This window comes from Rhodococcus sp. FH8 (assembly GCF_019266085.1).
Lineage (GTDB): Bacteria > Actinomycetota > Actinomycetes > Mycobacteriales > Mycobacteriaceae > Rhodococcus_F > Rhodococcus_F qingshengii.
In genome coordinates, this window is record NZ_LPNQ01000061.1 from 98,594 (window position 1) to 111,570 (window position 12,977).

Sequence of the window (12,977 nt, forward strand, 5' to 3'; positions counted from 1 at the left end):
AGGGTCGCCGCAAGACACCCGTCGAAATATACCGACCGGAATCGTACGCGAGGGACGTCGAAACCCAAGGCGCCCCACTGTGCCTTGGCTATCGATGCGGACAAATCGGATGTTACGTCGTCAGTTGGTCAAATGAAGTTCACCGAGCGTGATCGAAGCGGTGCGAGCAAACTCTCGGACACTCGCGCCCCCACTTCCGGCAGGCATTACCCCGAGAAGGGGAACACCGCTGACCGAGACCAGATCCTCGCGATTGCATCTCTCGGCGAGGTCCGGTTCCTGCGGCCACGAACCGATCACCAACCCGGCGCAGTCCACGCCGGATGCACGCAGGGCTTCCACGGTCAGTGCCGTGTGATTGAGCGTGCCCAGGCCGGACGCAACCACCAGCACCACTGGCGCTGCCAGAGCCGCGGCAAGATCGCGAGCGGTGAACCCGTCGGCGCCCAAGCGGACCAGCAAGCCGCCGGCGCCTTCGATCAGGGTCAGGTCGTGGGTGGTGTCCAGGTCGGAGGCGACCCGAACCACGTCGTCGAGCGCCAACATCGGGAGACCACTTCGACGGGCAGCAGTATCCGGCGCCAAAGGTTCGGGGTACCGCGCCAACTCGACCAGCGTCGCACCGCCGCCGGTCAGACGCTCGATCTCGGCCAGATCACCCGCACCGTCCACGTCGACGCCGGTCTGGGCCGGTTTGAGCACCGCAACCGACTTTCCCGACTGCAGGGCGAGCGATGCCAGTGCTGCCGTCACCACTGTTTTTCCGACGTCGGTCGATGTGCCGGTCACCAGGAGAATACTCATGCGCGAGCACCTGCCAATACCTCGCGAAGTACGAGTGAGATCTGCTCCATCTCGGAAGGAGACAGCGTCGCTCGTGCAGTCAGACGCAGCCGTGACGTTCCTTCCGGAACCGACGGCGGGCGGAAGCAACCGACATGCAACCCCTGATCCCGGCACGCGGACGCGGCATCGAACGCCCGCTGCGGATCACCGAGAACGACTGAGACGACAGCAGATTCAGGCGACGGAGCACCGGTGACGTCCGCCAACTCGGATGCCCGGGCCAGAACGTCGAGCGCTCGCGTCGGCTCACGCTGGAGTACGGCGAGTGCAGCCCTGGCCGCGCCTACGGCGGCCGGTGCGAGACCGGTGTCGAAGATGAACGTTCTTGCCGCGTCGATGAGATGCGCGCGGATCTTGTTGTCACCGAGCACAACTCCACCCTGGCTGGCGAGCGACTTGGACAGTGTTGCCGTCACGACGACGTCGGGTTCACCGGCCAGGCCCGACTCGTGGACGAGTCCACGTCCACCGGCACCGCGCACACCGATGCCATGCGCCTCGTCGACCAACAGGATCGCCCCGTACTCGCGGCACACCTGATGCATCTGCCGCAGTGGCGCGAGGTCTCCGTCGGCACTGAAGACCGAATCGGTGACGACCAGCGCTCGCTCTTCCACTCTGCTGCGCAACGTGTCGGCGAGAAAGCCCACGTCCGAATGCGGAGCAACGGCGACCCGAGCACGTGACAGGCGGCAGGCATCCACCAGCGAGGCATGCGATCCCGCATCGGAGACGATCAACGACCCTGGACCCGAGAGCGCCGTCACCGCGCCGAGATTGGCTGTGTAACCGGAGGAGAAGACAAGTCCGGAGTCCGCCCCGACGAACTCGGCCAGTTCGACTTCGAGCAGTTCGTGTTCGGTGGTGGTGCCGGTGACCAGACGCGAGCCCGTGGCGCCCGCGCCCCAACGGCGCAGAGCCGCCGCGGCACCCTCGATCACATCGGGGTGCCGCACGAGTCCGAGGTAATCGTTCGACGCCAGGTCGATCAACGGGGAGTCGACCGTGCGAGGACGGAGTTCGCGACGCAGTCCAGCGGCCCTGCGGTCCGCTTCGACGGCCGTCAGCCAATTCAGCGAGGTGTTCACTTTTCCGACCATACTTGAACACCGTTCAACTCAATGGTTAGGGTGCATCCGTGCTCACAACCGGACTTGATCCCCATGACGTCTCCGCCATCGATGCCGATGTCCTCTGGCATCCGTACGGATCGTTTCCCGCGTCGACTCGTCCGCTGATCGTCGACTCTGCGCAGGGGGCTACCCTGACGCTCTCCGACGGCCGCCGATTGGTCGACGGGATGAGCTCGTGGTGGGCCGCCATTCACGGCTACCGCAATCCCGTGCTCGACACCGCCGCCGCACGGCAGCTCGGCAAAATGAGCCATGTCATGTTCGGCGGACTGACGCACGAACCCGCCGCTCGCCTCGGGCGACTGCTCGTCGACATCACACCACCTCACCTCGACAAGGTGTTCCTCTCCGACTCCGGTTCGGTGGCCGTCGAAGTCGCAGTGAAGATGTGCCTCCAGTACTGGCGGAGCCTCGGAAAGCCGTCGAAGAATCGTTTGATGACCTGGCGCGGCGGATACCACGGTGACACCTTCACCCCCATGAGCGTCTGCGATCCCGACGGCGGCATGCATTCTCTCTGGACCGACGTCCTGCGCCCTCAGGTCTTCGCGCAGGCTCCCCCGGCGGGCTATCTCCCCGAATACGTGCAGGAGTTGGAATCGCTCTTGGCCGAGCATCACGAGCACCTCGCAGCGGTGATCGTGGAACCAGTGGTCCAAGGTGCCGGCGGAATGCGTTTCCACGATCCCGCGTACCTGATCGACCTGCGTAACCTCTGCGACAAGTACCAAGTCCTCCTGGTCTTCGACGAAATCGCGACCGGATTCGGACGCACCGGAGAATTGTTCGCCGCCGATCACGCCGGCGTCAGTCCCGACGTCATGTGCGTCGGCAAGGCACTGACCGGCGGGTACATGAGTCTGGCGGCAACGCTGTGCACCACGGAGATCGCGGAGACCATCACTGCAGGTGAGGGCGGCGGGCTGATGCACGGCCCCACCTTCATGGGCAATCCACTCGCGTGCGCCGTCGCGGTGGCGTCGACCGAACTTCTGCTTGCGATGGACTGGCGGCGTGACGTCGCAACCCTCGAACGTGGCCTCGCTCGAGGCCTCGCCGAAGCCGTCACAATTCCCGGGGTCGTCGACGTCCGCGTCAAAGGCGGAATCGGAGTGATCGAACTCGAACAGCCGGTCGACATGCAGAGCGCGACCGATGCAGCCGTCGACGCCGGCGTCTGGCTCCGGCCGTTCCGCAACCTCGTATACGCGATGCCTCCGTACCTGTGTTCGGAGGCAGAGGTGGAACAGATCACAGCCGGAATGCTTGCAACCGCCCGCAGCCAGGCGAAACGGTGATCGGCACCGTAGACAGTCGACGAGATTCGATCGGCTGCACCCGATAGGGTCTGATTCATGGATCAACCGCCGAGCGAGACCTCAGCCACTCCCATCCCGGTATGGCCTGGCAGTGCGTACCCACTCGGTGCCACCTACGACGGCGCGGGGACCAATTTCTCGCTCTTCTCCGAGGTCGCCGAGGCCGTCGAGCTGTGCCTGATCGCCAAGGACGGAACCGAAACCCGCATTCGGATGGACGAGGTCGACGGTTACGTCTGGCATGCGTACCTTCCGTCGGTATCCCCCGGCCAGCGATACGGCTACCGCGTACACGGGCCGTACGATCCGGCTGCGGGTCTGCGATGCGATCCGAGCAAGCTCCTGCTGGACCCGTACGGAAAAGCGTTCGACGGAGACTTCGACGGAGACCGTTCGCTGTTCTCGTACGACGTCGAATCGGCGGCGGACCCCGAACCTTCAGGAGACGACGAATCTCCCGCCGTGGAGCCGCAAGAGGCTACCGACGAAACGAGTTCGGAAGCCGAATCGGACGAGGTGGGCCTCGAAGACGACTCGCCCACGGGCGATCAGGAATCGGACGAGATCCTCGAGCCCGAACCCTTCGAGCCGGAACCACTCGTCGACGAACCCGCCACCATCCCTTTCCCCCAACATGATTCGCTCGGCCATACGATGTCGACCGTCGTCATCAACCCGTTCTTCGATTGGGCGTCCGACCACTCGCCGAAGCGTCCATATCACGAGACGGTCATCTACGAAGCGCACGTCAAGGGTATGACCGCGACGCATCCCGGAGTTCCGGAGGAATTGCGCGGCACGTACGCGGGGCTCGCTCATCCGGTGATCATCGAGCACCTCACCGATCTGGGTGTCACGGCGATCGAACTGATGCCGGTCCACCAGTTCATGCACGATCAGGTGCTTCTCGACCAAGGTCTGCGAAACTACTGGGGTTACAACACCTTCGGCTTTCTCGCTCCACACACCGACTACTCCTCGGCCACGAAACCCGATGCGGCCGTAGCGGAATTCAAAGCCATGGTGCGCAGCTTCCACCAGGCGGGTATCGAAGTGATCCTCGACGTGGTCTACAACCACACCGCCGAGGGCAATCACATGGGGCCGACCATCAGCTTCCGCGGAATCGACAATGCCGCCTACTACCGCCTGGTCGACGGCGACGAAGAGCACTACATGGACTACACCGGAACGGGCAACAGCCTCAACGCCCGTCATCCGCATACGCTGCAATTGATCATGGACTCTCTGCGGTACTGGGTCACGGAGATGCACGTCGACGGTTTCCGCTTCGACCTCGCCTCGACACTCGCCCGTGAACTGCACGACGTGGACCGCCTTTCGGCCTTCTTCGATCTCGTGCAACAGGATCCGATCGTCAGTCAGGTGAAGCTGATCGCCGAACCGTGGGACGTCGGCGAAGGCGGTTACCAGGTCGGCAACTTCCCCGGCCTGTGGACCGAATGGAACGGCAAATACCGCGACACCGTCCGCGACTACTGGCGTGGTGAGCCGGCAACGCTGGGGGAGTTCGCCTCCCGTCTCACCGGATCCTCTGATCTCTACGAGGCCACCGGACGTCGCCCTGGCGCGAGCATCAACTTCGTCATCGCCCACGACGGTTTCACCCTGCACGACCTCGTCTCGTACAACGAGAAGCACAACGAAGCCAACGGTGAGAACAACAACGACGGCGAATCGCACAACCGATCGTGGAACTGCGGAGTCGAAGGCCCCACCGACGACCCGGAAATCCTCGAACTGCGTGGCCGTCAGAGCCGGAACATACTGGCTACGCTGATGCTCAGCCAGGGCACCCCGATGCTTGCTCACGGCGACGAGATGGGCCGAACTCAGCAGGGTAACAACAACGTTTACTGCCAGGATTCGGAACTGTCATGGATGGATTGGACTCTCGCGGAAACCAACGCCGACCTCGTCGAGTTCACCAAGCGCGCAATTGCCTTGCGCGCCAAGAACCCGGTCTTCCGGCGTCGTCGATTCTTCGAGGGGCGACCTATTCGAAGCGGCGATCAGAGTCGCGACATCGCCTGGCTCACGCCGTCTGGCGAAGAGATGACTCCGGCCGACTGGGACAGCGGTTTCGGCAAGTCGTTGGCTGTCTTTCTCAACGGTGACGCGATCCCGGAACCGAACTACCGTGGCGAGCGCGTCACCGGAGATTCGTTCCTTCTCTGCTTCAACGCCCACTACGAAGATCTCGAATTCTCCACCCCCAACGCGGACTACGCCTCGGAGTGGACCGTCGTACTCGACACCTCGGTCCCCACCGGTGAGAGCGATACCGTGATCAAAGCCGGAACAACATTGGATGTAAAAGCGCGAGCATTGACGGTACTTCGCAGAACCGCTTGAGGGAGACGTGCACATGGCCCCGATAACCAGCACCTACAGACTGCAGTTGCGACCGGATGCATTCACTCTTCGTGATGCGGCCGCACAGGTGGACTACTTCGAGGCATTGGGGGTCTCACATCTCTATCTCTCCCCCATCCTCACTGCGACGTCCGGATCGACGCACGGCTACGACGTCACCGATCCGACAACCGTGTCCGAAGGACTTGGTGGCCGCGAGGCCCTGGTGGAGCTCTCGCGCGCCGTTCGATCACGTGGGATGGGCCTGATCGTCGATCTGGTCCCCAACCACGTCGGTGTCGCCAAACCTCGCGAAAATGCTTGGTGGTGGGACGTTCTCACGCACGGGCAGTCGTCGGAGTACGCGCATTTCTTCGACATCGATTGGGCCGAGGACAACGGAGCCAACGGCGCCGACGGCAAACTCTCACTCCCGGTACTGGGTAGCCCGGACGATCTCGACGCACTGACTGTCGAGAAAGATGGCGAGGAAACACTTCTCGCGTTCTACGAGCACCGCTTCCCCATCGCTGCCGGTACTGAATTCGGATCTCCACAGGAGGTGCACTCCAGGCAGTCGTACCGACTCGTACCGTGGAACGCCGGGATCGTCAACTACCGACGGTTCTTTGCCGTCAACGAACTCGCTGCGCTGCGCCAGGAGGACCCCCACGTCTTCGAACTCTGCCATCGGCAAGTGAAGTCGTGGGTCGACGAAGGACTGATCGACGGCGTTCGCATCGATCATCCGGACGGACTCGCGAATCCGGCGGAATATCTCGGGCGCCTGCGAGAACTGATCGGACCAGATCAGTGGCTCGTGATCGAAAAGATCCTCGGCCATACGGAACCACTCGATCCGATGCTCCCGATCGACGGCACCACCGGATACGACGCCCTCAATCAGCTGGGCGGCATTTTCGTCGATCCCGCCGCCGAACTCGAATTGACCGAACTCTCGGCAGATCTGACCGGCGACGACGGGGACAGTACGTGGTTGCATCACACCGAACGTCAGTTCAAACGCGACACCGGGCGCGGTGACCTGGCACCGGAGGTTCGCAGGCTCGTACGTGCAATCCGACGCGAAACCGGAAGTCGTTGCAGTGAGACCGAACTGAACGACGCAGTTGTCGTCGCGATCGCTCGGATGCCGGTGTACCGATCCGACTACAGTCCCCTCGCCGGTTTGGCCGCTCGGATCGTCGGCGACATGCACGAATTGGCTCCCGGACATGAACCATCGTTCAACGTGTTGGCGCAATCCCTGGTGAACAGCGGTGAAGCCTCAGTTCGCTTCCAGCAGGTGTGTGGCGCTGTCATGGCCAAGTCCGTCGAAGATCGACTCTTCTATCGGACGGCGCGCCTGGTCTCACGTCAGGAAGTCGGCGGCAACCCGGCATCGCTTGCCGTCTCCGTCGCCGAATTCCATCTCCACAACGCGGACCGAGCGAAGCGGTGGCCGCGCGCGATGACGAGTCTGTCCACTCACGACACCAAACGCGGCGAGGACGTGCGGGCACGGATCGGTGTTGTGTCTCAGGTGCCGACGCTGTGGGCCCGGCTGATTCGCGAGTGGGAAGACGTGTGCCCCAGCCCTGATCCGCTTACCGGATTGTTCTTGTGGCAGAACATCATCGGTGTGTGGCCGGCGGACGGCCGCTCGGCAGCCTCGGTTCCAGAGCTGCGCGAGCGTTTGCACGCCTATGCGGAGAAAGCCGTCCGCGAGTCCGGCGCCAGAACTTCCTGGAACGATCCGGACGTCGACTTCGAGTCGGCAGTGCACCGCTGGATCGACGAGGTGATCGACGGCCCAGTCGGTGATTCGGTCAGCGAATTCGTCGGCCGGATCGCGCGTCACGGCTGGTCGGACTCTCTGGGCCAAAAGCTGCTCCAACTTCTCGGGCCCGGCGTTCCCGACGTCTACCAGGGCACTGAGCTGTGGGAGGACTCGTTGGTCGATCCGGACAACCGGCGGCTTGTCGACTACGGAACGAGGCGATCACTGCTCGATTCCGGCGCCGCGCCGATCGACGCAACCGGAACCGCAAAGTTGCACCTCGTTCGCACGGCACTGACACTGCGGCGGGAGAACCCCTCGTGGTTCGATCACGGTGAGTACCGGCCGGTCTTCGCTTCAGGTTCCGGATCCGGTCATCTGGTCGGCTTCTCGCGCGGCCCGGCAGGTGATCCGCCTATGGTCGTTGCTCTGGCGACGCGACATTCGCTCAGACTCTCGTCGCACGGTTGGAGAGATACGCGAGTGGACCTGCCAGATGGCGAATGGGTCGACGCACTGAGCGGACAACCCGTCTTGTCTTCGGATGCGCGGGACATCTTCGCTGCCGGGCCATGTGCCCTGTTGACCAGGGTGCGCTGAGCGGTTTCCGCTGACTGGGCATTCACCCCCGAAAAGAACTTCGTCGCGCTAACTTCCGAAGAGCAGATCATCACCACTAGTCGGAGGTTTGAGCATGGCCGCCAGTCGATTCACCGGAAAAGTTGCCTTCATCACCGGAGCCGCCCGTGGTCAGGGGCGCGCCGAAGCTGTCCGGCTGGCAGAAGAGGGCGCAGACATCATCGCCGTCGACGCGTGTGTTCAATTCGAATCCACCTCGTATGCCGGCGCCACCGACGACGACCTGGCCGAGACAGTCGAAATGGTCAAGGCCCTGGACCGTCGAATTGTCGCTACCAAGACCGACGTTCGCGACTTCTCTGCGCTGTCCGCGGCGCTCGCGGCCGGCATCGACGAATTGGGGCGACTTGACGTCGTCGTCGCGAACGCCGGAATCTGTTCTGCCAACATGTCCTGGGAAATCACGCCCGAGCAGTGGCAGGAAACGCTCGACGTCAACCTGACCGGCGTCTTCCACACCGCCAAGGCAGCGATCCCGCACCTGATCAAGCAAGGCACCGGTGGCTCGATCATCTTCACCAGCTCCGTCGCCGGCCTGCGCGGCCTCCCCTTCCTCGGCCATTACGTCGCGAGCAAACACGGCATCACCGGTCTGGCCAAGACGATGGCCTCGGAGTTGGGGCAGTACAACATTCGGGTCAACACCATCCACCCACACGGCGTGGAAACCGGAATGCAGATGACGGACATGCGGCCGCTCATCGACGCCAACGCCCACACACTCGGTCCGATCTTCATGCAGACCTTGCCCGACCCGGTCAGCCAGCCGGAGGACATCGCCGCCGCCGTCGCGTTCCTCGGTTCCGACGAGGCCCATCACATCACCGGCATCGCGATGCCGCTCGATCTGGGCACCCTGATCCGCTGATCGAATCTTCTCGAGTTTTTCCCGTCCTCGGGGAATATCGTTTCCCCGAGGACGGTTGCGCGAGACATGACCAAAACTGTTGTAGCGCAGACGTACGGCACGCCCGAGGTCCTGAAGCTGGTGGACGTCGATTTACCGGCACCGAAATCAGGTGAAGTCCTGGTCGACGTGAAGGCGATCGGCGTCAATCCCTTCGACTTCAAGCTCTACAGCGGCGCTTTCGGCACCGACCCCGAGAAACTTCCCATCCGCCTCGGCGGCGAGGCAGCGGGCGTCGTCTCGGCTGTCGGCGACGGCGTCACAAATGTGAACGTCGGCGACGAAGTGATCGTCAGCCCCGGCAACGGCCTCTACTCCGAACAAGTAGTCGTGCCGGTCTCCTCTGTCACCGCGAAGCCCGCAGGCATCAGCTGGGAACAGGCAGCCGGCCTCCTTCTGGTCGGCGGAACTGCAGTCGACGCCCTCGACACCATTCGGGTCGGTTCCGGCGACACCGTTCTCATCCACGGCGCGTCCGGCGGCGTCGGCGCGATCGCTGTTCAGCTGGCAGTTGGTCGCGGAGCTACGGTGATCGGCACTGCGGGAGCCTCGAATCAGGATTACGTGCGCTCGCTCGGCGCCACGCCTGTGCTCTACGGCCACGGCCTCGAAGCGCGTGTCCGTGAACTCGCGCCGAACGGCGTCGATGCGGCGTTCGACACCGCCGGAATGGACGAAGCCGTCGATGCATCTCTGGCTTTGGTCACCGACAAGAGTCGCATCGTCACCATCGTCGCGTTCGGACGCGCCCAGACCGACGGCTTCGCTTCCGTCGGCGGAGGCAATCCGGCAAGTGCGGAAGCGCGTTTGAAGGCACGATCCGAACTTGTCGAACAAGCCGGTTCCGGACACCTCATCGTGAAGATCGCCAAGACCTTCCCGCTAGCGGACGTGGCACTCGCTCACACCGAGTTGCAGAGTTCGCACCCCGCGGGAAAGTTCATCCTCGTTCCGTGACCTTCAGCTCTGTCTTGCCTAGGCCTTAGGGGCGAGTGGAACCAACAGGGTGGTGCCGAACGCGACGAGCACCGATTCGCCTTCGCGTTCGGCATGTACCTCGGCAGTGACGAACACCTGCTTGCGCCCGGCCTTGACCGAGCGCGCCGTAGCGACAAATGCGGTTCCGACGCCCGGACTCACGAAATTGACCGCGCAGTTGGACGCCGCCACGACACCTACCTGGGTGAAAGCAGCAAATCCGCACGCGGTGTCGACGAGTCCCGCCACGAGCGCAGCGTGCAGGTGTCCCGAGTACTGGCCCAGATCCTCACGCCATTCGAGCCGCAGACAAACGCGACCCGGTTCGGCCTCCGTGACTTCGAATCCGGCCCACCGGTTGAAGGCCGCCGAGGCGTTGACCGCGCGCAACTGTTCGAGCATTTCAGAATTTCCCATGTAGACCAGTCTACATAGATTGTGGTGGATCGCTGGGGTGTTTAAGCTCCAACTCGTGGCGACTCCCCCGAAACACCGCGAAGCACTCGTACGAGCTGCGGCCGATCTGTTTCGCCGCCAGGGGTATGCGGCAACGGGCCTCAACGAGATCCTCAAGTCGAGCGGGGCGCCGAAAGGTTCGCTCTACCACTACTTTCCCGGCGGCAAAGAGCAGATCGGCGAAGAGGTCGTCCGCGTCGGCGGGCAGTTGGTCACCGACACCCTGACCGAACTCGCCGACAGCCAATCGGACGCCGGGTCGCTGCTGCGCGAGTACGCGCGGTTGCTCGCCGGATGGGTGAGCGATTCGGATTTCCACGAAGGCTCGCCGATCACGACGGTGTTGTTGGAACTTGCCCCCGATTCGGAGAGCGTGACAGCCGCCGGACAGGCGGTGTATCGACAGTGGACTTCGCTACTGCGCGACACACTGATCGCGTCCGGGGTCGGACGTGCGCGAGCGGAACGGCTTGCCGTCCTGGCAGTGTCCGCGCTCGAGGGCTCGCTGGTGCGGGCTCGCGTCGAACGATCCGGTCAGCCGATTCTCGATTCCCTCGGCGAGGTCGCCGACGTGTTCGACGGAGCAATCGCCGCGGCGCACTCGCACTGAGCGAACGCGACCTGAGCGAACGCGACCTGAGCGAACGGCACTCTCGGTCTCATGAAGGCGCCGAAAGGTACGTTCGCTCGGAATCGGAGGGTGACTCAGTCGGCTTCCGGGCGCCATCCCGAGCACCATCCCGAGCACCACCGCGGGCCGCGCCGATTCCTGCGACGACGACGCACGCGATACCTGCCACGGCCAGAACACTCGGAACCTGTTGCAGCACAACCAGACCGATAAGCTGCGCGAAAGCAGGCTCGAGACTCATCAGCGTGCCGAACGCCGCCGTGGACAGCCTTCGCAACGAGACCATCTCCAGAACGAACGGCACGACGGGCAGCAAGATCGCGAGTCCGAGGCCCACGAGAATCAGATGCGGAGTCAGCCGCCCGATAGCCGAGTGGCCTACGGCAATTGTCGCGGCCAACCCGGCTACCGCCATCGACACCGCCAGCCCGTTGATACCGGCAACCTCGTCGCCGACGCGCTGGGTGAGCACTATGTACATCGCCCAGCAGAGCGCCGCACCGAGTGCGTACGCCACACCGACCAGATCGACTGTCCCTGCCCATGGTTCGGTGAGAAGCACGACGCCCACGCCTGCCAGAACCGGCCACAGAACGCGGCCACGCCCCCGGAGCAATGCAACCGTCAGCGGACCCAAGAATTCCAATGCGCTTGCTGTTCCCAGCGGAAGGCGCTCCACCGCTGCCATGAACAGGAGCGTCATGCCTGCGGTGACCACACCCAGAACCACGCAAGCCAGAAACGCCTTGCGAGTGAACGCCGAAGGTCGGGGCCTGACGATGATCAGAAGAATGATGCCTGCCCAGGCGAGTCGTAGCCACGCCGCTCCGTCTGCGCCGAGCTGATCGATCAGGCCCACCGACACAGCGAGCCCGAGCTGCACGCACAACATCGCCAAAACAGCCAGGCCCACTCCGGCCCGCGCTTTCGTATCCATAGCTGAATTGAACGGGAGGCCAACCGTTCGTGTCCACGCGATTTTGACCTACATTATGTTCACGATTAGTGAATGATCGAAGGATGGAAACCCGTCGACTCCATCTCCTCCTCGAACTCTCCCGCTTGGGTTCGATGCGTGCGGTCGCCGAAGCGCACAACCTCACGACGTCGACAGTGTCCCAACAACTCGCGGCCTTGACCGCGGAGACCGGTACCGCACTGATCGAGCCCGACGGTCGCCGGGTGCGGCTGACGCCGGCCGGTCAACGGCTGGCCGAACATGCCGTCACCATCCTGGCAGCCGTCGATGCAGCTCGCCTGGACCTCGATCCGGACGCGGAACCGGTGGGGACCCTGCGAGTCGGCGGATTCGCAACTGCGATCAGAACCGCGATGCTCCCCGTCGCTCGAAGCCTGCAACGCAGTCACCCGCAGGTGGACGTGATGATCTACGAATACGAACCCGTCGAGGCTTTTGCACTCCTCGAACGCGACGATCTAGACCTCGCACTGACGTACGACTACAACCTTGCCCCCGCGTCGCCGAGCCCACTACTCGAAGCAATTCCGCTCTGGTCGACGCCATGGGGACTGTGTGTTCCCGACGACGCCAAAGCTCCCGACAAGTCCACAGAATCCGGAATCGATCTCCGCGCCTTCGCCGACACGTCATGGATAGTGAACTCACGCAACACGGCAGACGAGCGCGCTGTGCGAACCCTCGCGTCGCTGGCCGGGTTCACCCCTCGGATCACTCACCAGATCGACAGTCTCGACTTGGTCGAACTCTTGATCCTCAGTGGTTACGGCGTGGGGCTGATGCCGCTCGAACGCAAGACTCGCGAAGGCGTGCGCGTCGAACCACTCGTCGATCCGCCCGTCATCCTCACTGCCTATGCGGTGACGCGTCGCGGCCGATCGTCGTGGCCGCCGCTTCGGCTCGTGTTGGACCGACTCACGGCCTACCGATAAC

General features: G+C 63.4%; 11 protein-coding genes. 7 read left to right on the forward strand and 4 right to left on the reverse strand.

The annotated features are described in order from the left end of the window. Positions 1–120: 120 nt before the first annotated feature. Together bioD and ATN38_RS11955 are read right to left on the reverse strand one after the other, a co-directional pair. Entirely contained in the window at positions 121–804 is a 684-nt protein-coding gene (bioD, locus tag ATN38_RS11950; protein WP_065456573.1) for a dethiobiotin synthase, read from the reverse strand. Further along, positions 801–1,946, reverse strand: a complete 1,146-nt coding sequence (locus ATN38_RS11955) for an 8-amino-7-oxononanoate synthase (protein WP_065456574.1) — start codon at positions 1,944–1,946, stop codon at positions 801–803. The genes bioD and ATN38_RS11955 overlap by 4 nt, the downstream gene beginning before the upstream one ends. A 38-nt stretch (positions 1,947–1,984) precedes the next feature. Between ATN38_RS11955 and ATN38_RS11960 the strand changes: the two genes are divergently transcribed. From ATN38_RS11960 to ATN38_RS11980, 5 genes are all read left to right on the forward strand, one after another. Next, entirely contained in the window at positions 1,985–3,277 is a 1,293-nt protein-coding gene (locus tag ATN38_RS11960) for an adenosylmethionine--8-amino-7-oxononanoate transaminase (protein WP_007733120.1), read from the forward strand. A 57-nt stretch (positions 3,278–3,334) separates the two neighbouring features. After that, the gene (gene glgX, locus ATN38_RS11965; protein WP_003941662.1) at positions 3,335–5,674 is read left to right on the forward strand and encodes a glycogen debranching protein GlgX; all 2,340 of its coding nucleotides are present in this window, start codon (positions 3,335–3,337) and stop codon (positions 5,672–5,674) included. 13 nt (positions 5,675–5,687) lie between these two features. Beyond that, a complete protein-coding gene (gene treY, locus ATN38_RS11970) occupies positions 5,688–8,054 on the forward strand; it encodes a malto-oligosyltrehalose synthase (RefSeq protein ID WP_065456575.1) in 2,367 nt (788 codons plus the stop codon). A 94-nt stretch (positions 8,055–8,148) separates the two neighbouring features. Continuing rightward, positions 8,149–8,961, forward strand: a complete 813-nt coding sequence (locus tag ATN38_RS11975) for a mycofactocin-coupled SDR family oxidoreductase (protein ID WP_047270120.1) — start codon at positions 8,149–8,151, stop codon at positions 8,959–8,961. A 66-nt stretch (positions 8,962–9,027) separates the two neighbouring features. Further along, entirely contained in the window at positions 9,028–9,957 is a 930-nt protein-coding gene (locus ATN38_RS11980; protein ID WP_073513040.1) for an NADP-dependent oxidoreductase, read from the forward strand. 18 nt (positions 9,958–9,975) lie between these two features. On the opposite strand, the gene ATN38_RS11985 is transcribed toward ATN38_RS11980, so the two are convergent. Continuing rightward, positions 9,976–10,395, reverse strand: coding sequence for a PaaI family thioesterase (locus ATN38_RS11985; protein WP_230587613.1), 420 nt, complete (start codon positions 10,393–10,395; stop codon positions 9,976–9,978). 55 nt (positions 10,396–10,450) lie between these two features. On the opposite strand from ATN38_RS11985, the gene ATN38_RS11990 reads away from it, so the two are divergent. After that, entirely contained in the window at positions 10,451–11,044 is a 594-nt protein-coding gene (locus ATN38_RS11990) for a TetR/AcrR family transcriptional regulator (RefSeq protein ID WP_003941729.1), read from the forward strand. A 49-nt stretch (positions 11,045–11,093) separates the two neighbouring features. Here ATN38_RS11990 and ATN38_RS11995 read toward each other — a convergent pair whose 3' ends face one another. Then, positions 11,094–12,002: a DMT family transporter gene (locus ATN38_RS11995; protein WP_065456576.1), complete on the reverse strand. Its 909-nt coding sequence runs from the start codon at positions 12,000–12,002 to the stop codon at positions 11,094–11,096. An 83-nt stretch (positions 12,003–12,085) separates the two neighbouring features. Between ATN38_RS11995 and ATN38_RS12000 the strand changes: the two genes are divergently transcribed. Further along, positions 12,086–12,976 (forward strand): LysR family transcriptional regulator, encoded by an 891-nt coding sequence (locus ATN38_RS12000; protein ID WP_042450139.1) that lies wholly within the window; start codon positions 12,086–12,088, stop codon positions 12,974–12,976. Position 12,977: the final 1 nt, after the last annotated feature.

Bases quoted from the DNA above. Each gene is read 5' to 3' on its own strand.
- bioD (WP_065456573.1), bottom strand. From the start codon at position 804: ATGAGTATTCTCCTGGTGACCGGCACATCGACCGACGTCGGAAAAACA.
- ATN38_RS11955 (WP_065456574.1), bottom strand. From the start codon at position 1,946: ATGGTCGGAAAAGTGAACACCTCGCTGAATTGGCTGACGGCCGTCGAA.
- glgX (WP_003941662.1), top strand. From the start codon at position 3,335: ATGGATCAACCGCCGAGCGAGACCTCAGCCACTCCCATCCCGGTATGG.
- treY (WP_065456575.1), top strand. From the start codon at position 5,688: ATGGCCCCGATAACCAGCACCTACAGACTGCAGTTGCGACCGGATGCA.
- ATN38_RS11975 (WP_047270120.1), top strand. From the start codon at position 8,149: ATGGCCGCCAGTCGATTCACCGGAAAAGTTGCCTTCATCACCGGAGCC.
- ATN38_RS11980 (WP_073513040.1), top strand. From the start codon at position 9,028: ATGACCAAAACTGTTGTAGCGCAGACGTACGGCACGCCCGAGGTCCTG.
- ATN38_RS11985 (WP_230587613.1), bottom strand. From the start codon at position 10,395: ATGGGAAATTCTGAAATGCTCGAACAGTTGCGCGCGGTCAACGCCTCG.
- ATN38_RS11995 (WP_065456576.1), bottom strand. From the start codon at position 12,002: ATGGATACGAAAGCGCGGGCCGGAGTGGGCCTGGCTGTTTTGGCGATG.
- ATN38_RS12000 (WP_042450139.1), top strand. From the start codon at position 12,086: ATGGAAACCCGTCGACTCCATCTCCTCCTCGAACTCTCCCGCTTGGGT.